Below are 24,390 nucleotides of genomic sequence, written 5' to 3' on the forward strand. Positions count from 1 at the left end.
CGCGCGGGGGGAACGAAGTTTAATGTGCTTGGATATACGGTTCCGGAGAAAGAACCACTGCGCGGCCCGGAGCACCGGGCCGTAGGAGGAGGGCTACTGCGCGACCCAGCCGCCGTCCACGTTCCAGGCGGCGCCGCGGACCTGGGCGGCGGCATCGCTGCACAGGAACACGGCCAGCCCGCCCAGCTGCTCGGGCGTGACGAAGTCGCCGGACGGCTGCTTGTCGGCCAGCAGCGCGTGCTTGGCCTGTTCGTTCGAAAGGCCTTCCCTGGCGGCGCGGTCGTCGACCTGTTTCTGTACCAGGGGCGTCAGCACGAAGCCGGGGCAGATCGCGTTGACGGTGACGCCCGTGCTGGCCGTCTCCAGCGCCGTCACCTTGGTCAGCCCCACCAGGCCGTGCTTGGCCGCCACGTAGGCCGACTTGCCGGCGGACCCCACCAGGCCGTGTGCCGAGGCCAGGTTGATGATCCGGCCCCAGTTCTTCGCCTTCATTGCCGGCAGCGCCAGGCGCGTGGTGTGGAAGGCCGACGTGAGGTTGATGGCGATGATGGCGTCCCATTTCTCGACGGGGAACTCGTCGACGTTGGCCACGTACTGGATACCGGCATTGTTGACGAGGATGTCCACGCCGCCGAACTGCTCGGTGGCGAAGGCCATCATCGCTTCGATCTCGGTGGGTTTGCTCATGTCCGCGTTGTGGTGCGCCGTGCGCACCCCGTACCGGCGCGCCGTCTCTTCCTGCAGCGCGGCGATGGCCTGCGCTTCGCCGAAGCCGTTGAAGACGATGTCCGCGCCCTGTGCCGCCAACGCTTGCGCGATGCCCAGGCCGATGCCGGACGTGGAGCCGGTGACGAGTGCGATCTTGCCGGCCAGTGCGCCAGCGTTGGCGCCTGGGGCTGGGTTGCTTGCAGTGCTGCTCATGGTTGTCCTTTACTGAGTAAAAATGCTCGGTTTGGTCCTGCCGGGGGCGCTGCGCTACACTTCCGGGGGATTTTATCCGCAGCGCACGGTAAAATGTAGCGCAAAAACCAATACTCGGCAGGAGGAAGACGCATGAGCGACCCGGTAACAGTGAAGTCAGTGCAGTGCATCTCGCCCGCCGGCCTGCACCGCATGGCCTACAAGGAGTGGGGCGATCCGGCCAATCCCGAGGTGCTCGTATGCGTGCACGGCGTGACGCGCGTGTCGGACGATTTCGACGACCTGGCGCGCGCGCTGGCGGAGCGCTACCGCGTGGTCTGCCCCGATGTCGTCGGGCGCGGCCGCTCGGGGCGCCTGCGCAATCCCGAGCTGTACGTGGTGCCGCAATACGTCAGCGACATGGTGACCCTGCTGGCACGCGTGCTGGCCAACGGCGAGCGGCAGAAGGTGCACTGGATCGGTACGTCGATGGGCGGCCTGATCGGCATGGGCCTGGCCTCGCTGCCGGACAGCCCGATCGAGCGCCTCGTGCTGAACGATATCGGCCCCGTGCTCGATCCGGCCGCGCTGCACCGCATCGGCGACTATATCGGCCAGGACCTGCGCTTCGCCACCTTCGAGGCGGGCGCGCAGTTCGTGCGCGACGTGTCGCAGCCGTTCGGCCCCCATACCGACGCCCAATGGGACAAGATGGCGCGCGACGTGCTGCGCCAGGACGCCAACGGCGAGTGGGTGCGCCACTACGACATGGGCCTGGCGCTGCCGTTCCGCGCCGCCACGCCCGAATCGGTGGCCGCCGACGGCACCAGGCTGTGGGCGGCCTACGATGCGATCCGCTGCCCGACGCTGGTGGTACGGGGCGAACTGTCCGACCTGCTGTCGCGCGCGACGGCCCAGGAGATGACGCAGCGCGGACCGCGCGCGCAACTGGTCGAGATCGCGGGCGTCGGCCATGCGCCGATGCTGATCCAGCCCGACCAGATCGCCGTCATCCGCGAATTTTTGTTGAACCAGTAGAGAAAGAAGAACTAAATGGAAATTAAACGACTGCACGTTGGCAAGCGCCTGTCCGAAGTGGCGATCCACAACAACACCGTCTACCTGGCCGGCCAGATCGCCGAGGACACCACGGCGGACATCGCCGGGCAGACCCGCGAGGTGCTGGCCCACGTGGACCGCCTGCTGGCGGAAAGCGGCAGCGACAAGAGCTGCATCCTGTCGACCCAGATCTACATCAGCGACATGGCGCTGTTCCCCGCGATGAACGAGGAATGGGATGCGTGGGTCGCGCAGGGCCACACGCCGCCGCGCGCCACCGTCGAGGCCAAGCTGGCCAATCCGGCCTGCCTCGTCGAAATCGTCGTCGTCGCCGCGCAGCGCTGACGGCACGCCCGCGTGTGAGGAGCATCCCCGCCGCCGGTGGCGGGGCGCGGGCCAGGAAGGACGTCGCAACGACGGTCACGCCGGCATTGACAGGGTTTAAGGTTGCATTATGGTTTCCATCGCGGCGCTGAACAGCGCAACGTCCGATCAGCTGGTCCAGGGGTTGTCCCACGAAGACGGCGTGCGCGTGCTGGCGGCGCTCGATTTCGCCAGCGACGCCTATGCCGGCAAGACCGCCACGAGCGGCCAGAATGCGTTCGACTTCGCCGTCGGCGTCGCCACCACACTGGCGCTGCTGCGCACCGACGCGGCCACCCGCATCGCTGGCCTCATGTTCGAGCTGTGCCTGCTCGATCCGGCCCAGGCCATCGTCATCGAACCGAAGTTCGGCAAGGAAGTGTCCGACCTGGTGACGGGCGTGCACCAACTCATCCGCCTGCGCGAGCTGACCCAGGGCAGCCCGGCCGCCACACGCGGCAAGAACGCGGCGCAGCAGGCCGTGGCGCAGATGGAAACGCTGCGCAAGATGCTGCTGGCGATGGCGTCCGACATGCGCGTCGTGCTGGTGCGCCTCGCTTCCTGCTGCAGCACGCTGCGTTATTTCGCGGACGCGAAACTGTTCAACGAGATGACGCGCACCTACGGCCGCGAAACGCTGGACCTGTACGCGCCGCTGGCGAACCGCCTCGGCATCTGGCAGATCAAGTGGGAGCTGGAGGACCTGTCGTTCCGCTTCATCGAGCCGGAGAACTACAAGCGCATCGCCAAGATGCTGGAAGAGAAGCGCATGATGCGCGAGAGCTTCGTCGAGCAGTCGATCGAGCGGCTGCAGACGGAGCTGGCAAACGCCGGCATCGCGGCCGAGGTGTTCGGCCGGCCCAAGCACATCTACAGCATCTGGAACAAGATGCGCGGCAAGGAGCTGGACTTCAACGAACTGTATGACGTGCGCGCGTTCCGCGTCATCGTGGCGGACGTCAAGACCTGCTACACGGTGCTGGGCGTCGTGCACAATATCTGGACGCCGATTCCGAAGGAATTCGACGACTACATCTCGCGCCCCAAGCCGAACGGCTACCAGTCGCTGCACACGGTGGTGACGGCGGACGACGGCCGGCCGCTGGAAGTGCAGATCCGCACCCAGGAGATGCACAGCTTCGCCGAATATGGCGTGGCGGCGCACTGGCGCTACAAGGAGGAGGGCGGCTCCAACTTCCAGGGCCAGAAGTACGACGAGAAGATCGCCTGGCTGCGCCAGCTGCTGGCGTGGAAGACCGACGTGGCCGATGCCGTCGTCGGCCAGGAAGAGCTGCAGCGCGAGTGGGTGGAAAAACTGAAGTCCGCCGCGCTGGACGACCGCATCTTTGTCCTGACGCCGCAGGCGCGGGTGCTGGAGCTGCCGGTGGGCGCGACGCCGATCGACTTCGCCTACCACCTGCACAGCGACGTGGGCCACCGCTGCCGCGGTGCGCGCGTGGACGGCATCATGGTGCCGTTGAATACCCCGCTCAAGAGCGGCCAGACGTGCGAGATCATCACCGCCAAGGGCGCGCCCGGCACGGCGGGACCGTCGCGCGACTGGCTCAGCCCGGGCTATGCCGTCAGCAACCGCACCCGCGCCAAGGTGCGCGCGTGGTTCCACGCGATCGACATGCAGGAGACGCTGTCGCACGGGCGCGCGCTGGTCGAGAAATCGCTGCAGCGCGAGGGCAAGACGGCCGTCAACCTGGAAGCGCTGGCGCAGAAGCTGGGCTTCGGCAAGGTGGACGACCTGTTCCTGGCCGTCGGCAAGGAGGAGTTCAGCCTGCGCCACGTGGAGCAGGCGCTGCACGACCCGGCCGAGGCGCCGCCGCCGGAAGACGCCGTGGTACTCAACAAGAGCCGTGCCTCGTCGACGGAGCAGGGCGCCAAGTCCGGCGTGCTGGTGGTCGGCACGGAAGGCCTGATGACGCAGCTGGCGCGCTGCTGCAAGCCGGCGCCGCCGGATCCCATCGTGGGCTTCGTCACGCGCGGCAAGGGCGTGTCGATCCACCGCCTCTCGTGCAAGAACTTCGCCGAGATGCGCGCCAAGGCGCCCGAGCGCGTCATCGTCACCGAATGGGGTAATACGCGCAGCGACACGGTCTATCCGGTCGACCTGTTCGTGCTGGCGGGCGACCGCCAGGGCCTGTTGCGCGACATCTCCGAGATCTTCTCGCGCGAGAAGATCAACGTGATCGGCGTGAACACGCAAAGCGCCAAGGGCCAGGCGCGCATGACCTTCACCGCCGAGATCGGCGCCACGGCCCAGCTGCAGAAGGCGCTGACGGCCATCTCAGAGGTCACCGGGGTGCTCGAGGCCCGGCGGGCCTAGGGTCTGTCCCCCTCGGGGGACTGACCCTGAAGTTCGGTGTGAACTTTCCGCGAACCTCGTTGAACTTCGGGGTCAGTCCCCTGCGGGGACAGACCCCAAGCTCGTACCTCCACGGCTGGGCACGAAAACAACACCGTGACAATTGGTGACAATCCGTGACAACGTCACCGCGCCGCCAGGGCTACGCTGTTGCAAGCCCTAGCCCGGGAGGTCGCGATGAGTGCCGTACCCCAGCCGTCAGATCCGCTGTTCCAGCCGCTGCCAGACGAAGCCCTGGAGCCGCCGCAGGCGCGCACGCAGCCAGCCGAGGCGCCGTCCGGCGCGCTGGGCGACGGCCAACTGGGCGTGGACGACGTGCTGCGGGCGGAGCGCGCGCACGTCGATCGCTGGCGCGACCGCATCCACGTCCCCCATGACGCGCCGCTCGCCGCGCTGGCGCTGTCCGGCGGCGGCATCCGCAGCGCCACGTTCGGCCTCGGCGTGCTGGAAGCGCTGCGCGACCTGGGTTGCCTGCACCGCTTCGATTACTGGTCGTCCGTGTCCGGCGGCGGCTACATCATGGCGTGGCTGCGCGCCCACTGCCATCGCGACGGCGCCAGCTGGCTGGCGCCCCAGCTGGCCGCCCATTGGCGCCAGTCGATCGCCCACCTCAGCAAGTTCTCCAATTACCTGTCGCCCAAGGTCGGCCTGTTCAGCGCCGACACCTGGACGATGCTGACCACGTGGATGCGCAACGCCGCGCTGGTCCAGCTGACGATCATCTGCGGCCTCGTGCTGCTGCTCCTGGTGCCGCAGCTGGCGATGCGCTGGTTCGCCATCTGGCCCGAATACGAGCTGTTGCGCGGTGGCGCCATCGGCATCTTTGTCGCCGCCGTCGTGCTGCTGGCGGCGAACCAGCTGCGCCAGCGGCGCGACCAGGGTGGCTCCGCGCAGGCGTCGCCGCTGCAGCGCGACTGGCGCTTCCATCCGGAGCACTGGGGGCGCTGGGCCGGTGCCAGCGCGATACTCTTGTCGGTCTGCGCCGCGCTGTGGCTCGTCACCGGCTTCAATCCGTTCGAGACGGCGCCCGTCAGCGCCTGGGCCGTGCCGATCGCCGCGCTGCTGATGCTGGGCTCCTTGTGCGCACTGCCGGCGCTGGCGCGCTGCAATGTGTTCCGGAGCGAGTGCTCGTGGCCCGATTTCGGCCAGGCCGCAGTGCAGAAGTGGATCGTCGTGCCGATGCTGCTGACCAGCGTGGAGCTGTCCGCCGTGCTGGCCCACCTGGCGCGCGACCTGCCCGCCGGCGTCACCTACGGTGCCTTGCTGGCGGGGCAGCCCAGTGCCTGGCCGTTCCAGCTGGCGCTGGCGTTTACGGCGCTGGTGGTGCTGGCCTGCTGCTCGCTGCGCTGCTGGCGCGGCACCACCGGCACGCACCAGGTCCCGCGCGTACTGTTCAATGCCGTGCTGATCGCGCTGGCGTCGGCCGTCTGCATGTTCGCCCTGCACGCGATGTTCTGCGGCATCCTGTGGCTGATGCACTCGTTCGATGCCGGCGCGCGCGACCGGCTCGGCTTCGAGGTGCGGTCGTGGCATGCGTTCATCTGGGGGCCGACATTGATCCTGTCCGCGTTCGCGTCGGCCGTGACCCTGATGATCGGCCTGCTGGGCAAGGCGTCGCTGGAAGGCATGCGCGAGTGGTGGAGCCGGCTGGCGGCGTGGCTGTGGATCTATGCCACGGCGTGGAACGTGCTGACCTTGTCGGCATTGTATGGCCCCATGCTGGTGTTGTGGCTGGCCAGCCTGGAGCACTGGAAGGCCCTGGCGCCCGTCGCCGGCTGGATCGGCACCACGGCCGCCGGCCTGTTTGCCGCCAACTCCGCCGCGTCCGGCGGCGACGACACGATCCGCTCGAAGCGCCGCACGCTGCCCAATGTGGCCCTCAACATCCTGACGAAGATCGCACCGCCGCTCTTTATCGTCGGCTTGCTGATCGGCGTGGCCTCGGTGCTGTACCTGGTACTGACCTATGCCGCGGTACCGGATGCGGCCATCGCCATCGACTTCCGCCGGTGCACGGGCGCGGCGTGCTGGGACGCCTACTGGACACAGCGCTGGACGCCGTCGGCGGGCACGATCGGCGCCGTGATGCTGGCCGTGGCGCTGGTGGGTGCGCTCCTGGCGTGGCGCGTGGACATCAACGAATTCAGCCTGCATGCGTTCTACCGCAGCCGGCTGGCGCGCTGCTACCTGGGCGCTTCGCACCGGGCCCGCAAGCCGCAGAATTTCACCCAGTTCGACGAGAAGGACGATATCGCCCTGTGCGCATTGCAGCCGCGGGAAGGCAAGGGCGCGCCGGCCGCGCTGCCGCTGCACCTGATCAACTGTACTGTCAACCTGGGCGGCTCCGGCGACCTGTCGCTGCACACCCGTCATGGCGCGTCGTTTACGATCGGCCCGGTGGCGCTGGGCAGCGACTACGGCGAACATCCCGACGACAAGATCGGCTACCGCCGCCACCAGCCCTGCGACGACATGGGCACGGGCGAGCTGACGCTGGCGGAGGCGATCTCCGTGTCGGGCGCGGCGGCGAGCCCGAACCAGGGCTTCCACTCCTCACCCGCGGTGGCGTTCATGATGACGCTGTTTAACGTGCGGCTGGGACGCTGGTTCGCCAATCCCCGCTTCCCCCGCCAGCGCACGTCGCCGGCCCTCAGCACGGGCTGCCTGCTGATGGAGCTGTTCGCGTCGGCCAACGAGCGTTCGCGCTACCTGATGATTTCCGATGGCGGGCACTTCGACAACCTCGGGGTCTACGAACTGGTGCGGCGGCGCTGCGAACTGATCGTCGCCGTGGACGCCGAGTGCGACCCGGCGCTGCGCTGCGGCGCGCTCGGTACGCTGATCCGGCTGTGCAAGGTCGACTTCAACGCCGATATCGAAATCGACGTGACGGCGCTGGCGGTGGATGGGGCGACAGGGCAGAGCAAGGCCAGTTGCGTGGTCGGCCGCATCGTCTACCGCAACGCGGCCGGGGTGGCCGAATGCGAAGGCGTGCTGGTGTACCTGAAGGCTTCGCTGTCGCCCACGGTCAACGACGCCTCGCTGCGCCAGTACCATGCGGAGCATCCCGCCTTTCCGCACGAATCGACGGGCGACCAGTTCTACGGCGAGGACCAGTTCGAGAGCTACCGCCGGCTGGGCCGGCACATCGCCACCGAAGCTTTGGGCCCTGGCATGGAGGCCGACCTGGCCGAGCGGTTGCGTCAGGTGCGGGCCGACTTCGCGCCGTGATCCCGGCGTTCATGCAAGTGGCCGGTACAGGATGTACGCGTCCACGAGCCCGAGCTGGGCGTGCCGGAAGGCGCGCGGTATCCTGCCGACCCGCCGGAATCCCAAGCTGCGATACAGCGCAAGCGCGGCGGTATTAGTCTTGAGCACCTGGTTGAATTGCATGGCGTCGAATCCGGCCGCCGTTGCGGCCTCGAGACAGTGCGTCACCATCCTGCGGCCCAGGCCATGCCCACGTGCCTCCCGGCTCACCAGGAAGGTGGCGGTGGCGACGTGCGCACCGCGACCGGGCATGTTGGCGCCGAACCGGTACATGCCCAGCAGCCGGTCTTCCGCCCAGGCCAGCACGCACCCTGGCGCGGCGAGCCACTGGCTGGCGATGAGCCGTTCGTCGATCCCTTCGGTAAAGGGCAGGGCATCGCCTTCGGCGCAGACGGCGCGCAGCAGTGCGAGCATCCTGTCCGCATCGGCGGCCCTGGCGTACCTGAGTTCCACTTCCCCCATCCTGCAGTCCTCCCGGTCGACAGCGGTTAACAAGTCCCCTAGCCGGGCCGTCCCTGGCGCCCGGCCACCTCGGCCTGCAAGGTGACGTGATCGATACCGTGCCGCTCCAGCAGCATCATGCGGATGGCCTTCAACACGCGCGGCCAATGCGCCAGGTCCGCCACCTCGACGTGGCCGATCAGGGCCGGCTCGCCGGGCGACATGTCCCACACGTGCAGGTCGTGCACGGAGACGACGCCGTCCACCGCTTCCAGGTCCGCGCCCAGCTGCAGGTAGTCGATGTGCGCGGGCACCCCTTCCATCAGGTGATGGCCGGATTCGCGCAGGATGCCGTAGGTAGACTTGAGCAGCAGCAGCGAGACGATCAGCGACAGCAGCGGGTCGATCTGCATCCAGCCCGTGTACCAGATCACGGCGCCGGCAATCAGCGCCGCCACCGATCCCAGCATGTCGCCCAGCACGTGCACCAGCGCGGCACGGGTATTCAGGCTGTCGCGGTCCTTCGACAGCACCCACGCGACGGCCAGGTTGACGCACAGGCCGATGGCGGCCACGATGAACACGGTGCCGCCGGCCACCTGCTGCGGCTGGGCGAAGCGGTGCACCGCCTCGAACACGATCCAGCCCACCACCAGCAGCATGACGAGGCCATTGACGAAGGCGGCCAGCGCCTCGGCGCGGCCGAAGCCGAACGAGTAGCGCGAGGAGGGCGGACGGCGGGCGATCAGCTGGGCGAACAGGGCCAGGCCCAGCGACGCGGCATCCGTCACCATGTGGCCGGCGTCGGAAATCAACGCGAGGGAATTCGACAGGAAGCCAGCCCCCACCTCGACGCCGGCAAACAGCAGGGTGAGGCCGAGCGCCCACGCCAGGATGGACAGGCTGCGGTCGGCGCGCTGGTGGCGGTACTTGGCATCGCCCTTCAGGTGGGCATGCAGGTGGCTGGGTGCATTCATGGGACGGGCAAGAGATTATTTATAGGCGCCGCATGCGATGACGTGCCGGTCCACGATGCGGAACCAGGTTTCCTTCACGCGCAGCTGGTGGGTGAACGGATGCACCCGGGTATAGTGTACGGGACCGGTGTCGCCCTTCTGCGCACGGGTGACGATTTCGCGGACGTAGTACTTGTCGTTGGCGTCGCGCCAGTCCCACGCGTGACGGCCGATCAGCTGCGGCTGGGTACCATGCGCGAGGATGCGCCCGCGCGTGCTGTACACGGTCACGTACAGGTCGCGGTAGTTGAAGGCGCCGAACGGATTGCTGATCTCGGCCATCGCCCGCTCGGGTCCCAGTTCGCGCATCAACGCGGCGGCCTTGTCGACCATGGCGCGCGCTTCCTCCGCCGTACCCGGCTCGGCCGTGCCGATGCCCGGGCACAGCAGTACAGTCCACAGCAGGGCGGCCCGGGATCGGGAGGACAGGAAGGGTTTCATGGCGACAGTCAATATAGCATGGGCTATGGTTAAGCCGGCCAGGATGGGATCCTGGAGACAATTTCGGGTTGGCCCTTGTTTTTCTCTCGTTGCCTCCCTATAATGCTGGGCATCGGGCGGTTAGTTCAGCTGGTTAGAATACTTGGTCGACATCCAAGGGGTCGGGGATTCGAATTCCTCACCGCCCACCAGAACAAGTAGTGCAGCAGTAAAGGTAGCAGGCAGTAAAGTCCAGGGTAGTGCTGTTGTGTGACGCATGTCGCGTAGTATCACTGCCCCGGGCCACCGGGCGGTTAGTTCAGCTGGTTAGAATACTTGGTCGACATCCAAGGGGTCGGGGATTCGAATTCCTCACCGCCCACCAGAATTCCAGGAGCCTCGTCGCAAACGAGGCTCTCATCTTGTAAGAGCGAGAAAGGCACACCGGTTATGACACCGCGAACTACGACCGCAGGGTTTGGTGAGTGACGCTAGTCGATCGGCTTTCTTTTGCTTTTCAATCTGAGGAAGAACGCGGCTAGGCCGCGTTTTTTTTCGTCCCGCTTTTCGTACATCCGTTCCCCCTATACTTTTTGCAGCAGCTTAAGCGGCCCATGTGCCGATTGGAGATCACTATGGTATCAGTCCGACTTCCCGATGGGTCCGTGCGCCAGTTCGACGCGCCCGTCACCGTCGCCCAGGTGGCATCGAACATCAGCAACAGCCTGGCCAAGGCCGCGCTGGCCGGCAAGGTCGACGGCAAGGTCGTCGACACGTCGTTCCTGATCGAGCAGGATGCCGATGTCGCCATCGTCACGGACAAGGATCCGGAAGGCCTGGATGTCATTCGCCACTCCACCGCCCACCTGCTGGCTTATGCCGTCAAGGAGCTGTTCCCGGACGCGCAGGTGACTATCGGCCCGACGATCGAAAACGGCTTCTACTACGACTTCTCGTACAAGCGCCCGTTCACGCCGGACGACCTGGTGGCGATCGAGAAAAAGATGGCCGAGCTGGTCAAGAAGGACGAGCCCGTGACGCGCAAGGTGCTGCCGCGCGACGAGGCCGTGGATTACTTCAAGTCCATCGGCGAGCACTACAAGGCCGAAATCATCGCGTCGATCCCGGCCAATGAAGACGTGTCGCTGTACAGCGAAGGCAAGTTCACCGACCTGTGCCGCGGTCCGCACGTGCCGTCCACCGGCAAGCTGAAGGTGTTCAAGCTGATGAAGCTGGCGGGCGCCTACTGGCGCGGCGACTCGAAGAACGAGATGCTGCAGCGGGTCTACGGCACCGCCTGGGCCAAGAAGGAAGAGCAGGAGCAGTACCTGCACATGCTGGAAGAGGCGGAAAAGCGCGACCACCGCAAACTGGGCAAGCAGCTGGACTTCTTCCACTTCCAGGACGAGGCGCCGGGCCTGGTGTTCTGGCATCCGAAGGGCTGGACCATCTGGCAGCAGGTCGAGCAGTACATGCGCAAGAAGTACCAGGACAACGGCTACCAGGAAGTCAAGGCGCCGCAGATCCTGGACGCGAGCCTGTGGGGCAAGACGGGCCACTGGGACAACTACCGCGAAAACATGTTCGTGACGGAGTCTGAGAACCGTTCGTACGCATTGAAGCCGATGAACTGCCCGGGCCACGTGCAGATCTTCAACTCGGCCATGCGTTCGTACCGCGACCTGCCGCTGCGCTACGGCGAATTCGGCCAGTGCCACCGCAACGAGCCGTCCGGCGCGCTGCACGGCATCATGCGCGTGCGCGGCTTCACGCAGGACGATGGCCACATCTTCTGCACCCACGAGCAGATCGAGCCGGAAGTGGTGGCGTTCCACCAGCAGGCGATGGAGGTGTATGCCGACTTCGACTTCACCAATATCGAAGTCAAGCTGGCGCTGCGTCCGGACAACCGCATCGGCACGGACGAGATCTGGAACGACGCCGAGGAAGCGCTGCGCCAGGGCCTGCGCGCCTGCGGCGTGACGTGGACCGAGCTGCCGGGTGAGGGCGCGTTCTACGGTCCGAAGATCGAATACCACCTGAAGGATTCGCTGGGCCGCCCATGGCAGGTCGGCACCATGCAGGTCGACTTCTTCATGCCGGAACGCCTGGGCGCCGAGTATGTCGCCGATGACAACACCCGCAAGGTACCTGTCATGCTGCACCGCGCGATCGTCGGTTCGATGGAGCGCTTCATCGGCATCCTGATCGAGAACTATGCGGGTGCGCTGCCGATGTGGCTGGCGCCGGTGCAGGTTGCCGTGCTCAACATTTCGGACAGCCAGGCCGAGTACGCGACCGCATTGGCGGCAAAGCTGCGCCAGCACGGGTTCCGCGTCACGGCTGATTTGCGCAACGAGAAGATCACGTATAAAATACGCGAACATTCCGTCCAAAAGTTGCCGTACATCCTGGTGATCGGCGACAAGGAACGGGATGCCAATACCGTGGCCGTGCGTGCGCGGGGCAATGTCGATCTCGGCGTAATGTCGATCGACGCCCTGGTCGAGCGACTCCAGCAGGATGTCGCCAACAAAGCCTGACGGTACGCCTCGGTGCGTGGCACCGAGGCATCCGTAACCGGCCACACCTAACAAATTTCTTAAAGGAAACTGCAATAGCTACTGACAAGTCGCATCGCATCAATGGCGAAATCACGGCACCGGAAATGCGCCTGTCCGGTGTCAACAATGAGCCGCTGGGTATCGTAAGCCTGGCCGAAGCCTTCCGTCTCGCGGAAGAAGCGAACGTTGACCTCGTGGAGATCGCGCCGACGGCGCAGCCACCGGTTTGCCGTCTGATGGACTACGGCAAGTTCAAGTATTCGGAGCAGAAGAAGGCGCACGAAGCAAAATTGAAGCAGAAGATCATCGCCGTGAAGGAAGTCAAATTCCGTCCGGGTACCGATGATGGCGACTACAACATCAAGCTGCGCAATCTGATCAAGTTCCTGGAAGAAGGCGACAAGACGAAAATCACGTTGCGTTTCCGCGGCCGCGAAATGGCCCACCAGGACATCGGCATGCGCATGCTGGAGCGTCTGAAGGCTGACCTGGAAGAGCATGGCCAGGTGGAGCAGTTCCCGAAGATGGAAGGGCGCCAGATGATCATGGTCATCGCCCCGAAAAAGAAGAAATAGGCGTCGGCAAACTCGCAAAGCGGGCGTATTCCGGGTCCGCCGTGCTCATCGTACTAAAGTACGATTCCGCGCGGCGGGCCCGAACTGCATCCCGCTGTGCGAGTTTTCCGAGGCCTCTTTCAAGCGATGCCTCCGGTTTGCGGCATTGCGGTTGGAAAAATCGGTTATAATTGCCGGCTGCCGAGTTGCATCCGGCGAAAAGAATTTGCAGCCCCAAGCTGCAACATGTAGTGGCCCCGCTGCCGCTGCATCAACAAGTGAAAGCAGGCACCCAAGCGCAACGTGTTGTTGCCACCTGCAATCCTGTTCATTTGGAGCTGTCCGCGAGGACAGATGTGTTATGCCAAAAATGAAGACCAAAAGCTCCGCGAAGAAGCGTTTTCGCGTGCGTCCGGGTGGTACCGTCAAGTCGGGTATGGCGTTCAAGCGTCACATCCTGACCAAGAAGACCACCAAAAACAAGCGTCAACTGCGTGGTACCCGCAACATCAATGCGTCCGACGTCACGAGCGTCCTGCGCATGATGCCGTCCGCTTAATCTCACACTCATCTAAGGAGCTACTATGCCTCGAGTAAAACGTGGGGTTACTGCGCGTGCCCGTCATAAAAAAGTACTGAATCTGGCCAAGGGTTACCGCGGTCGTCGCAGCAAGGTTTACCGTATTGCCAAGCAAGCAGTCATGCGCGCTGGCCAGTACGCTTACCGCGACCGTCGTAACAAGAAGCGCGTCTTCCGCGCCCTGTGGATCACCCGTATCAACGCGGCGTCGCGTGAACACGGCCTGACCTACAGCGTCTTCATGAACGGCCTGAAGAAAGCCGCTATCGAACTGGACCGTAAAGTCCTGGCCGATATGGCCGTGGCTGACAAGCCGGCGTTTGCCGCGATTGTCAACGCCGTGAAAGCAAAAATCGCTGCCTGATAGTCAGTGATCGATGTTGCGTGCCGCCGGAAAGCGGCACGAAGAGCGGGGCAGGGTATAACAACCTGGGCCCCGTTTTTAATTTCCAGCATAGGAAAACAGTCGGATGAACTCCCTCGAACAATTGGTCGTCGCGGCCCAGGCTGACTTTATCGCCGCCGTCGACGCCGCCGCACTTGAAAACGCCAAAGCCATCTATCTCGGCAAGACCGGCCGGATCACCGAATTGATGAAGGGTCTCGGCAAGCTCGAGCCCGAGGAAAAGAAGGCGCAAGGCGCACTGATCAACGCCGCCAAGCAGCAGATCGAGGCCGCGCTGACCGCGCGCCGCGATGCGCTGGCGGATGCCCAGCTGCAGCTGCGCCTGAACGCGGAAGCCATCGACGTCACCTTGCCCGGCCGCGGCCGCGCCACCGGTGGCCTGCACCCCGTCATGCGCACGTGGGAACGGGTCGAGGCCATCTTCCGCTCGATCGGCTTCGACGTGGCCGGCGGCCCGGAAATCGAAACCGACTGGACCAATTTCACCGCACTGAACAGCCCGGAAAACCACCCGGCCCGTTCGATGCAGGACACCTTCTACATCGAAGGCAACGACAGCACGGGCAAGCCGCTGCTGCTGCGCACCCACACGAGCCCGATGCAGGTGCGCTACGCGCGCAGCCACCAGCCGCCGATCAAGGTGATCGCGCCGGGCCGCACGTACCGCGTCGACAGCGATGCCACCCACTCGCCGATGTTCCACCAGGTCGAAGGCCTGTGGATCGCCGAGAACATCAGCTTTGCCGACCTGAAGGGCGTGTACCTGAACTTCGTCAAGGCATTCTTCGAGACGGACGACCTGCAAGTCCGGTTCCGGCCCTCGTACTTCCCGTTCACGGAACCGTCGGCCGAGATCGACATCGCATTCGGCTCGGGTCCCTTGAAGGGCCGCTGGCTGGAAGTGTCCGGTTCGGGCCAGGTGCATCCGAACGTCGTGCGCAATTTCGGGCTGGACCCGGAAAAATACATCGGCTTCGCGTTCGGCTCCGGCCTGGAGCGCCTGACGATGCTGCGCTATGGCGTCAACGACCTGCGCCTGTTTTACGAAGGCGACCTGCGCTTCCTGAAACAGTTCAATTAAAAGAATAAATCCGAGGGCTGAATATGCAATTCTCCGAAAACTGGCTCCGCACCATGGCCGATCCGAAGATGACTTCGGATGAACTGTCGCATCTCCTGACGATGTCCGGCCTGGAAGTCGAAGAAGTCGAGCCCGTTGCGCCGTCGTTCTCCAACGTCGTCGTCGGCCACGTGCGCGAGATGCAGAAGCATCCGAACGCGGACCGCCTGAACGTCTGCCAGGTCGACGTCGGCACGGGCACGCTGCTCAACATCGTTTGCGGCGCGCCCAACGTGCGCCCTGGCTTGAAGGTTGTCTGCGCCAAGGCCGGCGCCGTGCTGCCGCCGGGTGCCGACGGCAAGCCGTTCGAGATCAAGGTGGGCCAGCTGCGCGGCGTCGAGTCGCAAGGCATGCTGTGCTCCGCGCGCGAGCTGAAGCTGTCGGAAGACCACGGCGGCCTGCTGGAGCTGCCGGACGACGCGCCGGTCGGCGCCGACTTCCGCGACTACTACGCGCTGGACGACCTGAAATTCACCATCAAGCTGACGCCGAACAAGGCCGACTGCCTGTCCGTGCTGGGCGTCGCGCGCGAAGTGTCCGCGCTGACGGGCGTGCCGCTGCAAGCACCGCAATGCACGCCGGTGGCCGTCAATACGGACGAGAAGCTGCCAGTGAAAATCAGTGCGCCGGACCTGTGCGGCCGCTTCTCCGGCCGCGTCATCCGCAACCTGGACGCCAAGGCGGCCACGCCCGACTGGATGAAGCAGCGCCTGGAGCGCAGCGGCCAGCGCAGCCTGTCGGCCCTGGTCGACATTTCCAATTACGTCATGCTGGAACTGGGCCGGCCGTCGCACGTGTTCGACCTGGACAAGATCCACGGTGGCCTGGATGTACGCTGGGGCAAGGCGGGCGAATCGCTCAAGCTCCTGAACGGCAACACGGTCGCCGTGGACGAGTGGGTGGGCGTCATTGCCGACGACAAGGAACTGGAATCGTTGGCCGGTATCATGGGCGGCGACGCGACCGCCGTCTCGCTGGACACCACCAATATCTACCTGGAAGCGGCGTTCTGGTGGCCGAACGCCATCCAGGGCCGCGCCCGCAAGTACAACTTCTCGACCGATGCGGCGCACCGCTTCGAGCGCGGCGTGGATTACGCGACGACGGTGCAACATATCGAGCGCATCACCGCGCTGATCCTGGAGATCTGCGGCACGCCGGAAACAAAGGTCGGCCCCGTCGACGACATCGTTGCCGGACTGCCGCAACGCGCGCCCGTCAAGATGCGCACCAGCCGGGCCCAGAAGGTCATCGGCGTGCCGCTGACGGACGCGGTGGTGGCCGACATCTTCACGCGCCTGGCGCTGCCGTTCACGCTGGAGGACGGCGTGTTCTCCGTGACGAGCCCCAGCTACCGCTTTGACATCGAGATCGAGGAAGACCTGATCGAGGAAGTGGCGCGCGTGTACGGTTTCGAGAACATCCCGGCCCGCCCGCCGGTGGCCGAAAACACGATGCGCATCGAGCCGGAGAACACCCGTTCGATCTTTGCCGTGCGCCACCAGCTGGCCGACCTGGGCTACCAGGAAGTCGTCAACATGAGCTTCGTGGAAGCCCAGTGGGAACTGGACTTCGCCGGCAACGACAACCCGATCAAGTTGCAGAACCCGATCGCCAGCCAGCTGTCGGTGATGCGCTCGGCGCTGATCGGCAGCCTGGTCGCCAACGTGCGCTACAACCTGAACCGCAAGGCGCCCCGCGTGCGCGTGTTCGAGGTGGGCGCGGTCTACCATCGCGATGCAGCCGTGGTGGACGGTCCCCTGAGCGTGGCCGGCTACCGCCAGCCGCAGCGCGTGGCCGCGATGGCCTACGGCCCGCAGGCGGACGAGCAGTGGGGCCAGCCGACCCGCGACGTCGACTTCTTCGACATCAAGGCCGACCTGGAAGCGCTGTTCGCGCCGGCGCAGCTGCGTTTTGCCAAGCTGGAGCATCCGGCGCTGCACCCGGGCCGTGCGGCGTCCGTAACGCTGGACGGCCAGGTCATCGGCTTCGTTGGCGAACTGCATCCGCGCTGGCTGCAGAAATACGACCTGCCAAAAGCCCCGGTGCTGTTCGAGGTGGACGCCGATGCGCTGCAGCAACGCAGCGTGCCGCAGTACCAGGAGATCTCGAAGTTCCCGGGCACGACGCGGGACCTGGCACTGGTGGTCAAGCAGCACGTGGCGGCGCAGGATCTGCTCGATGCCTTTGCCGCGGCGGTGGCCGCAAGCGAGCACGGACGCATCGTGCAAGCCATTGTTTTGTTTGACGAATATCGCGGCAAGGGGCTGGAGGCGGACGAAAAATCGCTTGCTTTCCGCTTTAGCTTGCAAGATACTCAAACCACCCTGCAGGACGAGCTGGTCGACGCCCTGATGACTGCGCTGGCCGATGCGGCCGCGCAAAAACAGGGTGCCAAGGTACGCAAGTAACGTCCCCGGCTGGATCCTGGCAGGAATCCCGGCCGCCTCCTGGCGTGGCGCTGAAGCTGACAAAAAAGTTGTCATTAAGCTGTCATTAAGGGAGGCGCGGGCCGCCGGCAGGTATAGTCACGCACTCATCAGTTCATCCCGCGAGTCCGGCCCAGGCCGGACTCGGTGTTCTTTGTAAAGGCAGGGCAGGAAAATTAACAACAACGACGTCGATTCCGCGGTATTGCAATCTGCGCTGGATGCCGAGTTGCACAGCGCCATGCAGGTTGCCAAGGTACGCAAGGAAGCTGAAAAAGACTTGCCCACGCTGACGAAAGCCGAGCTGGCCGAACTGCTGTTCGAACAGGTCGGGCTGAACAAGCGTGAGGCCAAGGACATGGTCGAGACCTTCTTCGACGAGATTCGCAACGCGCTGGAGCGGGGCGAAGCCGTCAAGCTGTCCGGTTTCGGCAATTTCCAGCTGCGCGACAAGCCGCAGCGGCCAGGCCGCAACCCGAAGACGGGCGAGGAAATCCCCATCACGGCCCGCCGGGTCGTCACCTTCCATGCCAGCCAGAAGCTCAAGGCGATGGTGGAAGAAAGTGCCGCGCTGGCACGTGCTGCCTGATTAAAGGGTGGACATGAACGATCGCATCGGCAAGACCGATCTGGTGAGCCTGCCGCCGATCCCGGCCAAGCGCTATTTCACGATCGGCGAGGTCAGCGAACTGTGCGGCGTGAAGCCCCATGTGTTGCGTTATTGGGAACAGGAATTCACCCAGCTCAAACCCGTCAAGCGGCGCGGCAACCGGCGCTATTACCAGCACCACGAGGTGCTGCTGATCCGCCGCATCCGTGAACTGCTGTATGAACAGGGTTTTACCATCAGTGGCGCGCGCAATAAGCTGGACAGCCGTGGCGCGGCCGCGCAGGAAGAGTATGATGGTGGTTCGGGCATGGCCGACGAGGCCGGGACCGAGGCACTGCCGCCGTTGGACCGCGACATGATCCGCGACGAACTGCAGGCCATCCTGGCGTTGTTGAAATGAAGGATGTTGAAAACCGCCGAGTGCGGCTCCATATCGCCCTGGGATGAAGCGGCGACCGGCGCGCACCGTGCGGTATCACCACCGTTACGGCGCGTCACGGCAAAAGACGTGGCAGCGTCGGGCGGCGCGGGCAGCGTCTTTTTTTTCGTCCGGCGAGCGATTCATGTCGGCGCGACAATGCGCGAGAGCGTTAAATGTTTGGTGATACAATATCAACGTTATGATTTTGCCAGTGAAAATGCAGACGCTGATCCGGAGCGGCGAGCGCTCCAGAACGACTTCCCCAAGCTAGGGACATACGAGGGAAAACAATGATACGCGTTGCCATTTGTGACGATCATCAGATAGTTAGAGCAGGATTCAAGCAGATTTTTTCGTCGTCCGACGAGTTTTCGGTCGTGGCGGAAGGCAGCACCGGCCGGGAAGCACTCGATATCGCGCGACGCGAGATCTGCGACGTCCTGCTGCTGGATATCGCCATGCCAGACCAGAGCGGTATCGACACCCTGCGCACCATCCGCCAGGGCCAGCCGGACTTGCCGGTGCTCATCCTGTCGGGCTACCCGGCCCAGCAGTACGCACTGAACCTGTTCAAGATGGGGGCCAACGGCTACCTGAACAAGGAATGCGAGGCCGACGAGCTGATCACGGCCGTCCGCACTGTCTACCAGGGCCGCCGCTACGTCAGTTCGCAGGTTGGCGAACTGCTGGCGCAAAGCTTCGACCGCGATCCGAACACGGCCTTGCACACGGAACTGTCCGACCGCGAATTCCAGGTCTTCCTGCGTCTTGCGCGCGGCGCCACCGTCTCCGATATCGGTACGGCGCTGTCTCTCAGCATCAAGACCGTCAGCACTTACCGCACCCGCATCATGGAGAAAATGGGCTTGCAATCGAACAGTGACCTGACATACTACGCTATGAAGAACAACCTGTTGGATTGAAGTCCCGGCAGCGCGGCGAGGCTTCCGGTCTTGCCGCGTGCCTTGCCTCCGCCACCAAGGGCGCCCGCCAGTCCGTCAGTTTCACCTCGCAGTTCCTGCCTTCACTGCGCCGTCCGCGCACCTTCTACCGATTGTTGTTCCTCGGCGCAACTTTTTGGCGTCGAATGAGCTTTCCACGAGGCATTAATTGGCTCGGCAGTCTATAATAGCCTGCTCCCGCCGCCGCGCGTCAGCGAAGGATGCTTCAGGATGTACTTCACCGTCAAAGCAGGTCCGCAGCACCGCCTGCCTCTCTACAAGACCATACTGTGCGTCACGTGCGTGCTGTTCCTGATCGTCAATGGCCTGAGCCTGTTTCACAATCTTGAATCGCTGAAGAGCGCCAACGCCCACACGCTGCAGAGCTCGCGCGTGGCCGAACGCCTGCAGTACCTGGGCGTACTGGTACAGGATGCCGAGAGCAGCATGCGCGGCTATTTCATCTCCGGCAACGAGACCTACCTGGGGCCGACACGTGCCGTCATGGCCGACACGGAAGCGGAGTTCGTCCTGCTTGAGAAACTGCTGGCCGATAACCCGGCCCAGTTGAAAAACCTGAACCAGCTGCACCAGCTGGTCCGCCGCAAGCTGGCGATGATGGGGCAGGCCATCGAAGTCTACAAACACAGCGGCCTGGACGAGATCGTCAACATCGCCCGCTATGGCGACGAGCGCAGCGGCATGGACGAGATCCGGTTGCAGACGGTCATCATGATCCAGGAGCAGAACGAAACGCTGGCCGCCCGCAGCGCGCGCTTCTACGACGAATACCATAAGGCGCTGATGCTGGGCATGGGCATCAATGCGATCGCCATCGTCGTGCTGGTGATGTTCTACCAGCTCGTGCGGCGCAGCTATTTCAACCAGGCAACCGTCGAGCACGCGCTGCAGCAGTCCAACGAGAACCTGGAAGAGATGGTGGCGCAGCGCACGGAGCAGCTGTCAGTGCTGTCGCGTCACCTGATCAGTATTTCGGAAGAGGAAAAGGCCCGCTTGTCGCGCGAACTGCACGACGAGATGGGGGCGCACCTGACGTCGATCAGCATGGACATCGGGGCCGTCATCCAGCCGCTGCAAAAGAGCGAGCCGGAGCTGGTGGCGCAGCTGCGCCGGGCCCGCGCCACGCTGCTGGAAACGGTGGAGCTGAAGCGCCGCATCATCGAGAACCTGCGCCCCAGCCTGCTGGACAACCTGGGCCTGTGCGCCGCCATCGACAGCTACACGGAAGACTTCGCCCGGCTGACGGGCATCCCGTGCGATACGCAGATCGGCGCCGAGGTGGACGCCATCGCGCGCGGTGGCGAAGCCAGCCTGTCGATCGCCTTGTTCCGCATCGTGCAGGAATCGCTGACGAATATCCGCAAGTATGCCCGTGCGCAGCACGTGTCGGTCACGCTGAAACAATCGGAGGAGGGGTTGCTGGTGCTGCGCATCATCGACGACGGCATCGGCATCGCGTCCGATATGATCGTCAAGCCGATGTCGCATGGCCTGCTGGGCATGCGCGAGCGCGCGCTGCTGCTGGGCGGTACCCTGACGATCCGGCGCGGCCGGGGCGACAAGGGTACCTGTATCGAGGTGTTCATCCCGCTGCATGGCGGGGCCGCGGCGGCCGAGCCGCCCCGGCAGATCAGCAACCTGCTACGTCAACGAGCAGACGATCATATTCCGTCTTTGCCACCTTGTAGCACTCGCCCGCATAGCGTTCCAGCCCTGCACGATCCAGCACCGTGATATTGCCGCGGCGGTAGGTGATCAGGCCGTCTTCCTGCAGCTTGCCGGCGGCGGCCGTGATGCTTTCGCGCCGCACGCCCAGCATGATCGAGATCATTTCCTGGGTCACTTTCAGCTCGTTGCTGGGGGAGCGGTCCAGGCGATCCAGCAGCCAGCGGCACAGTTTCTGCTCGATCGAGCTGTGGCGGCCGCCGACGGCGTTCTGCGCCATCTGCGCAAACAGGGCCGTGTTGTAGCGCATCAGGAGCTGGGGCAGGGCGCCGCCCTGGTTGAACACGTCGCGCAGGGCTTGCGCCTTCAGGCGGTAGCCGTAGCCGGCGCTTTGCACGACCGCCGTGCACATGGCACGTTCGCCGGGGAACATCGAGACGCCGACGACGCCTTCATGGCCGACGACCGCGATCTCGGTGGTCGCGCCGTCTTCCATCACGTACAGCAGCGACACGATGGCGGTGGTGGGGAAGTAGACGTTTTCCAGCTTGCTGCCGTATTCGAACAGTTCCTTGCCAAACGGCAGCTGAACCAGTTCCAGGTGCTCGAACAGCGATTCCAGTACAGGGCGAGGCAGTGCGGCCAGCAGTTCGTTCTGCTGGGTACCGCTGTAGCTGACAACGGGCCGGGACGCCACTTTGAAGTCCCGCGAGCCGACAGGCATGGAGCGGGAAACATTGTTCTTTTCGATGGCGCCAGGTTGAGTGTTGTTCATTTTATCCTCACAGAGCTTAAGTACACGGTACGCTGGTCGGGGCCGGGCGCTGGTTTGTCCAGGACCGGGAGCGCTTCTGTTCTCGCGCTGCTTTGGCCGATTGCGTAGGTAGTACTTTAGTTTTCTATGTAGGTTGCGAACATAAGACGGGTTTCCGCTGGGGTGTAGGCTGGTAACATGGCAACATGTCAGTCTAGTCCTACCGCAACATGACATTTCCATATCATGGAACCCAAATGGTGCGGCGCACGATTGGCGGACGCGGCCCGCATCGGCGCTGGGAGGCGCATGACCACTGCGATTGGCGGCGGCAGCCGGTCGCCGCACATCGTTTCGACGTCCGTTTCCCGATGTGCGTTAAGGCTCAGCCCGGTGGCGCGGGGCAACCGCCGGGTTGCTGAAAAACACGGCAGTTCAGGCAAACTCCTACAAGCCCTTGAAGTGGTAACGCGACAGTAACGCCCGCGCCATCACGCGGTTCGTCGTTGCGCCACAACGGTTTCAGGCATCGCTCAGTTGCGCACGCAGCCGGAAATGGCGCAACGCCCCGTTCAGCGCTGTCGACTCCTCATGGATACGGCGGGCACCCGCCGATGCCGCGGCCGTCAGCGCGGCGTTGCGCCGGTTCATCCGGTCGATGCGGTCCAGCGCGTCGTTCAGCGCGGCGATTTCCATGCGTTGCCCGTTCTCGACGGCGCCGATACGCTCCAGCACCGCCGTCATCTGGCCAACGGCATCGAGCAGTTGCGTCATCGCCTGGCCAGCGGTATCGGCCAGGCCGCTGCCGCGGTCCACGTTGGCGACGGACGCGGCAATCAGTTGCTTGACCTCCAGCGCCGCCGCGGCCGAACGCTGCGCCAGGCTGCGTACCTCCGCCGCGACGACGGCGAAGCCACGCCCCTGTTCGCCGGCACGCGCGGCCTCGACCGCGGCGTTCAGGGCCAGGATATTGGTCTGGAACGCGATGCCGTCGATGACGCCGATGATGTCGGCAATGCGCGCCGAGCTGCTGCGCATCGACCTGACCACGTCCACCACGGCCAGCACTTCCTCGCCGCTGCGGGCGGCAATGGTGCCGGCCGTGCGGGCCAGCGCGCCGCCTTGCTGGACGTGCACGCCGTTGTGCTGGACGGCCTCGGCCAGCTCATGCATCGACGCGACCGTTTGCGCCAGCGCCTGCGCCTGTGCGTCCGTTTGCGCGGACAGGCCGGCGTTGCCCGCAGCCAGCTCGTCGGCCGTGCCGCCGATGCGGTGCGCGCCCTGGCGGATGTCCGCCACCAGGGCATCCAGCGTCAGCAGCGTGGCCCCGAACGCATTCGTCAAGCTACCCAGCTCGTCGCGGGCAGGCGAGGCGATACGTACCGACAGGTCGCCTGCCGCGGCCGCGTGCACGGCGCCGTGCAGCGCGCCGATGTCGCGTGCGAACGAGCGGTACAGTCCCGTGTACAGCCACGCTGCCAGCGCGATCGCGGCGACCAGGGCGGCCAGCACCAGGTTGCGGCGCAACGTGTCGCGTGCGGCACGCTCGGCCAACGCGTCGTCGAGCGCGGCCGCCGCGACGCGGACGATGCCATGCAGGCCGTCGATGGCGCCTGCCCCGGCCGCGTTGAACTGCGGGCCGGAGGTCTGGTCCACGGCATTCGTCACTTCGTTGTGGGCGCGGTCGAGAAAGGCCAGCGCGGCCGGTACGGCCCCCGGTGGGGCGCCAGTTGCCGCGCCAGTGCGCCGTCCGCCGCGGCGATGGCGGCCAGCTGGTCCGGCACCCGTTCCAGCGCATGGCGTGCCAGCATGGCCGTGGCATTGAGCAGCTGGTCTTCGTTGCCTTCCAACAGGCCGCTGTCGATATAGGCGCCGCCACGGGCGGCGATGACGGACAAGCCTTCCGCGCTGTCGCCGAAGGTGTCGGCAAACAGGCGGGCCAGGTGGTGCGTTCGCACTTCCGGATCGAGGCTGAGGCCGGACCGGTCGGCCACCTGCGCCGCCAGCCGCGCCGTTTCGACGACCAGGGCGCTGTGCTGGGCAAAGCTGGATTTGGCGGTGCGTTCGGGCGCTGCGCCATGCAACGCGGCCCATTGCCGCGCCAGCCGGTCCGTTGGCGACAATACCGCCTCGCCGGCTTCGCGCCGCCATTGGTCCAGTTCGGCCAGGCGGGTGCTCAACTGCCGCGCCACCAGGGCAGTCTCGGCCGGCTGGCGTCCGGCGAGGCGCAGATGCTCGAGCGCCCGGTGCTGCTGCGTCAGGCGCGCGATCTCGGTCAGCCGCAGGATACCGGCAACGCCGGTGCGCTCCAGCCGCGTCGCCGCGACGGAGCGCTGCAACTCCGCCATCAGGAAGCCGGTCGCCACCAGCAGCGGCAACAGGAGCACGGCGGAAACGACGAGGAACTTGGGCAGCAGGCGCAGGCGCTGCATCAGGCGCACGGCAGGGGCGAACAGGATTGGCATTGTCATTTAGTATTAGA

22 protein-coding genes and 2 tRNA genes are annotated in these 24,390 nt (G+C 64.9%); 17 read left to right on the plus strand and 7 right to left on the minus strand.

Going from position 1 to position 24,390, the window contains the following annotated elements; all coding sequences use genetic code 11:
* Positions 1 to 93 precede the first annotated feature (93 nt).
* Positions 94 to 921 carry a 3-hydroxybutyrate dehydrogenase gene (locus tag PX653_RS04840; RefSeq protein ID WP_277416785.1) on the minus strand — a complete coding sequence of 276 codons (828 nt, stop codon included), beginning with the start codon at positions 919 to 921 and terminating at the stop codon, positions 94 to 96.
* Between the two features lie 132 nt (positions 922 to 1,053).
* On the opposite strand from PX653_RS04840, the gene PX653_RS04845 reads away from it, so the two are divergent.
* The 4 genes from PX653_RS04845 (at position 1,054) to PX653_RS04860 (ending at position 7,927) form a co-directional block, all read left to right on the plus strand.
* The gene (locus PX653_RS04845; RefSeq protein ID WP_277416786.1) at positions 1,054 to 1,938 is read left to right on the plus strand and encodes an alpha/beta fold hydrolase; all 885 of its coding nucleotides are present in this window, start codon (positions 1,054 to 1,056) and stop codon (positions 1,936 to 1,938) included.
* A gap of 15 nt (positions 1,939 to 1,953) precedes the next feature.
* Positions 1,954 to 2,304, plus strand: coding sequence for a RidA family protein (locus PX653_RS04850; RefSeq protein WP_277416787.1), 351 nt, complete (start codon positions 1,954 to 1,956; stop codon positions 2,302 to 2,304).
* A gap of 109 nt (positions 2,305 to 2,413) precedes the next feature.
* Positions 2,414 to 4,657, plus strand: coding sequence for a RelA/SpoT family protein (locus PX653_RS04855; protein ID WP_277416788.1), 2,244 nt, complete (start codon positions 2,414 to 2,416; stop codon positions 4,655 to 4,657).
* Between the two features lie 216 nt (positions 4,658 to 4,873).
* A complete protein-coding gene (locus PX653_RS04860; protein WP_277416789.1) occupies positions 4,874 to 7,927 on the plus strand; it encodes a patatin-like phospholipase family protein in 3,054 nt (1,017 codons plus the stop codon).
* Between the two features lie 9 nt (positions 7,928 to 7,936).
* Here PX653_RS04860 and PX653_RS04865 read toward each other — a convergent pair whose 3' ends face one another.
* From PX653_RS04865 to PX653_RS04875, 3 genes are all read right to left on the minus strand, one after another.
* Positions 7,937 to 8,380 carry a GNAT family N-acetyltransferase gene (locus PX653_RS04865; RefSeq protein WP_277416790.1) on the minus strand — a complete coding sequence of 148 codons (444 nt, stop codon included), beginning with the start codon at positions 8,378 to 8,380 and terminating at the stop codon, positions 7,937 to 7,939.
* An 86-nt stretch (positions 8,381 to 8,466) separates the two neighbouring features.
* Positions 8,467 to 9,384, minus strand: coding sequence for a cation diffusion facilitator family transporter (locus PX653_RS04870; RefSeq protein WP_277416791.1), 918 nt, complete (start codon positions 9,382 to 9,384; stop codon positions 8,467 to 8,469).
* A 15-nt stretch (positions 9,385 to 9,399) separates the two neighbouring features.
* Positions 9,400 to 9,864, minus strand: coding sequence for a cache domain-containing protein (locus tag PX653_RS04875; protein ID WP_277416792.1), 465 nt, complete (start codon positions 9,862 to 9,864; stop codon positions 9,400 to 9,402).
* Positions 9,865 to 9,978: 114 nt separating this feature from the next.
* Between PX653_RS04875 and PX653_RS04880 the strand changes: the two genes are divergently transcribed.
* From PX653_RS04880 to PX653_RS04940, 13 genes are all read left to right on the plus strand, one after another.
* Positions 9,979 to 10,055 (plus strand) — tRNA-Val (locus tag PX653_RS04880).
* A gap of 96 nt (positions 10,056 to 10,151) precedes the next feature.
* Positions 10,152 to 10,228: transfer RNA gene (locus tag PX653_RS04885), tRNA-Val, on the plus strand.
* Positions 10,229 to 10,478: 250 nt separating this feature from the next.
* Positions 10,479 to 12,386: a threonine--tRNA ligase gene (thrS, locus tag PX653_RS04890; RefSeq protein WP_277416793.1), complete on the plus strand. Its 1,908-nt coding sequence runs from the start codon at positions 10,479 to 10,481 to the stop codon at positions 12,384 to 12,386.
* Positions 12,387 to 12,460: 74 nt separating this feature from the next.
* Positions 12,461 to 12,982, plus strand: a complete 522-nt coding sequence (infC, locus tag PX653_RS04895) for a translation initiation factor IF-3 (protein WP_277418518.1) — start codon at positions 12,461 to 12,463, stop codon at positions 12,980 to 12,982.
* A 340-nt stretch (positions 12,983 to 13,322) separates the two neighbouring features.
* Positions 13,323 to 13,520, plus strand: a complete 198-nt coding sequence (gene rpmI / locus PX653_RS04900) for a 50S ribosomal protein L35 (RefSeq protein WP_057262756.1) — start codon at positions 13,323 to 13,325, stop codon at positions 13,518 to 13,520.
* A gap of 25 nt (positions 13,521 to 13,545) precedes the next feature.
* Positions 13,546 to 13,905: a 50S ribosomal protein L20 gene (rplT, locus tag PX653_RS04905; protein WP_145873696.1), complete on the plus strand. Its 360-nt coding sequence runs from the start codon at positions 13,546 to 13,548 to the stop codon at positions 13,903 to 13,905.
* 106 nt (positions 13,906 to 14,011) lie between these two features.
* A complete protein-coding gene (pheS, locus tag PX653_RS04910) occupies positions 14,012 to 15,028 on the plus strand; it encodes a phenylalanine--tRNA ligase subunit alpha (protein WP_277416794.1) in 1,017 nt (338 codons plus the stop codon).
* A gap of 23 nt (positions 15,029 to 15,051) precedes the next feature.
* Entirely contained in the window at positions 15,052 to 17,478 is a 2,427-nt protein-coding gene (gene pheT, locus PX653_RS04915) for a phenylalanine--tRNA ligase subunit beta (RefSeq protein ID WP_277416795.1), read from the plus strand.
* Positions 17,479 to 17,737: 259 nt separating this feature from the next.
* A complete protein-coding gene (locus PX653_RS04920; protein ID WP_107144599.1) occupies positions 17,738 to 18,085 on the plus strand; it encodes an integration host factor subunit alpha in 348 nt (115 codons plus the stop codon).
* 13 nt (positions 18,086 to 18,098) lie between these two features.
* Entirely contained in the window at positions 18,099 to 18,506 is a 408-nt protein-coding gene (locus PX653_RS04925; RefSeq protein ID WP_277416796.1) for a MerR family transcriptional regulator, read from the plus strand.
* Positions 18,507 to 18,509: 3 nt separating this feature from the next.
* Entirely contained in the window at positions 18,510 to 18,821 is a 312-nt protein-coding gene (locus PX653_RS04930) for a hypothetical protein (RefSeq protein WP_277416797.1), read from the plus strand.
* A complete protein-coding gene (locus tag PX653_RS04935) occupies positions 18,818 to 19,450 on the plus strand; it encodes a response regulator (protein WP_277416798.1) in 633 nt (210 codons plus the stop codon). The genes PX653_RS04930 and PX653_RS04935 overlap by 4 nt, the downstream gene beginning before the upstream one ends.
* A gap of 249 nt (positions 19,451 to 19,699) precedes the next feature.
* The gene (locus tag PX653_RS04940; RefSeq protein ID WP_277416799.1) at positions 19,700 to 21,223 is read left to right on the plus strand and encodes a CHASE3 domain-containing protein; all 1,524 of its coding nucleotides are present in this window, start codon (positions 19,700 to 19,702) and stop codon (positions 21,221 to 21,223) included.
* Here PX653_RS04940 and PX653_RS04945 read toward each other — a convergent pair.
* The 3 genes from PX653_RS04945 to PX653_RS04955 form a co-directional block, all read right to left on the minus strand.
* The gene (locus PX653_RS04945) at positions 21,120 to 21,929 is read right to left on the minus strand and encodes a Crp/Fnr family transcriptional regulator (RefSeq protein WP_277416800.1); all 810 of its coding nucleotides are present in this window, start codon (positions 21,927 to 21,929) and stop codon (positions 21,120 to 21,122) included. The two genes, PX653_RS04940 and PX653_RS04945, sit on opposite strands and share 104 nt — an antisense overlap.
* A 501-nt stretch (positions 21,930 to 22,430) precedes the next feature.
* A complete protein-coding gene (locus PX653_RS04950; protein WP_277416801.1) occupies positions 22,431 to 23,564 on the minus strand; it encodes a methyl-accepting chemotaxis protein in 1,134 nt (377 codons plus the stop codon).
* An 8-nt stretch (positions 23,565 to 23,572) separates the two neighbouring features.
* Positions 23,573 to 24,379 (minus strand): hypothetical protein, encoded by an 807-nt coding sequence (locus tag PX653_RS04955; protein WP_277416802.1) that lies wholly within the window; start codon positions 24,377 to 24,379, stop codon positions 23,573 to 23,575.
* Positions 24,380 to 24,390: the final 11 nt, after the last annotated feature.

Origin of the sequence: Pseudoduganella chitinolytica (assembly GCF_029028125.1) — a bacterium.
GTDB classification, from domain to species: Bacteria; Pseudomonadota; Gammaproteobacteria; order Burkholderiales; family Burkholderiaceae_D; genus Rugamonas; species Rugamonas chitinolytica.